This is a genomic window from Yoonia sp. (genome assembly GCF_030731595.1).
Taxonomy (GTDB): Bacteria; Pseudomonadota; Alphaproteobacteria; order Rhodobacterales; family Rhodobacteraceae; genus Yoonia.
Genome location: NZ_JANQTS010000106.1, coordinates 1 through 1,616, shown reverse-complemented (window position 1 = coordinate 1,616; position 1,616 = coordinate 1). Strand labels below are relative to the sequence as shown.

Here is a 1,616-nt window from a genome sequence, read left to right as displayed (position 1 = left end):
TAGGGTCTGCGCAACTGGATGCGCGCGGCTTGACCGACAAAGCGCGTCTGGTTGACTACCTCGCCAATCAACCTGCCGGCAGCGAAGTTCTGATTGTCGGCTTCACCGACTCTGTGGGCGAGTTTGACAGCAACTTGAACCTGTCGCGTCAGCGCGCTGGCCAAGTTGCAGAAGAAATCGCAGATTTCGCGGGCAGCCGCTTGGCAAAAGTGGCGATCTCATCAATCGGTTTTGGTGAAATCGCGCCGGTCAACTGTAACGAAGAAGAAGACGGCCGCCGGATCAATCGCCGCGTTGAAGTCTGGGTCAAATCTCCGACATAATCTACCGCTTATGACAAGGAAAAAGGCGCCGGTTCTTAACTGGCGCCTCTTTTATTCTCATGGGCACTGGCCCTAATTCCGCCTGAGCGTATCACCTGGCGCCAGCTTGGGACTGAGCGTCACAGTCGCGCCCTCTTGCAGCTCTTCTCCACGATTGCGCGCCGCGATGATCTGGGCCGCCTTGACGCCAATTTCGCGGCGACAGGCATCCATCGTTGCCAACTGCCGCGGCAAGCCCTCCAGCAACTCTACACCATTGAATGCCGCCAACCCAATTTTTCCAGGCACGTCAATGCCTTGCTCCAGCAGGTAAAGAAGCCCGCCTGCACCAATCAGATCGTTGGAATAATACAGGAAATCAAGGTCAGGCGTCCGTTCAATCATCTTGGCAGTCATTTCGCGGCCCTTGGCCAGTGCAGAGCCGCCGGAATAGAATTCCTGATCCGCAATCTCGATGCCTGCTTTGGCCAAAGTTCGGGTAAACCCCTCAAACCGCTTCCGCGCCCGGTGATCCAGCGGCATTTTGGTTCCCATGAACCCTATGCGCTTGTAGCCTGCAGCGATAATTTCTTCTGCCATCTTGCGCCCGGCGCGGCGGTGCGAGATGCCGACGCAGTGATCAATCGGCTCGCCATCGGTGTCCATGATCTCGACCACCGGAATACCTGCCTGCTGCAACATCGCCTGCGATGCCTCGGAATGTTCAAGGCCCGCAATGATAATCCCGGAAGGCCGCCAAGACAGCATCTCGAAGAGGACTTTCTCTTCTTTCTCAGGCAGGTAGTCCGTCACGCCGACGACCGGCTGCAGATCGGTGCCTTCAAGGACCTCGGAAATCCCCGCCAGCACCTCTGGAAACACCATATTGCCCAGTGAAGGAATAATGACAGCCACAAGATTTACCCGCTGCGATGCCAAAGCACCTGCAATTTTATTTGGCACATAACCTAGCTGCTTGGCCGCATCCTGCACCTTCTGGCGGGTTGCAGCGCTCACATCACCCTTGTTGCGCAGCACACGGCTCACAGTCATTTCGCTGACGCCTGATGCCTCGGAAACATCGCGTAATGTCAAAGGCCGCTTTGTCTTGTTCGTCAAGGGAAGTATCCTGTTCTGATGTAAACCATTATTAGCGGGGCTTGCGCGCAAAAGCTAGAACGCATGACCGTTGACCCGCATGGGAAAGACAGGCATTCAGCATGCGGCATGGTCCCGTGGCTCAACTGGATAGAGCAGCCCCCTCCTAAGGGGCAGGTTGCAGGTTCGAATCCTGCCGGGGTCACCAAAAACACC

2 protein-coding genes and 1 tRNA gene are annotated in these 1,616 nt (G+C 56.3%); 2 read left to right on the top strand and 1 reads right to left on the bottom strand.

What is annotated here, in order from left to right; translation table 11 throughout:
- A partial coding sequence (locus tag NWQ23_RS13015) for an OmpA family protein (protein ID WP_306166806.1) occupies positions 1 to 323 on the top strand: 323 nt, incomplete at its 5' end.
- 72 nt (positions 324 to 395) lie between these two features.
- Here NWQ23_RS13015 and NWQ23_RS13010 read toward each other — a convergent pair.
- Entirely contained in the window at positions 396 to 1,421 is a 1,026-nt protein-coding gene (locus tag NWQ23_RS13010; protein WP_306166805.1) for a LacI family DNA-binding transcriptional regulator, read from the bottom strand.
- A gap of 110 nt (positions 1,422 to 1,531) precedes the next feature.
- Here NWQ23_RS13010 and NWQ23_RS13005 point away from each other — a divergent pair.
- Positions 1,532 to 1,608: transfer RNA gene (locus NWQ23_RS13005), tRNA-Arg, on the top strand.
- Positions 1,609 to 1,616: the final 8 nt, after the last annotated feature.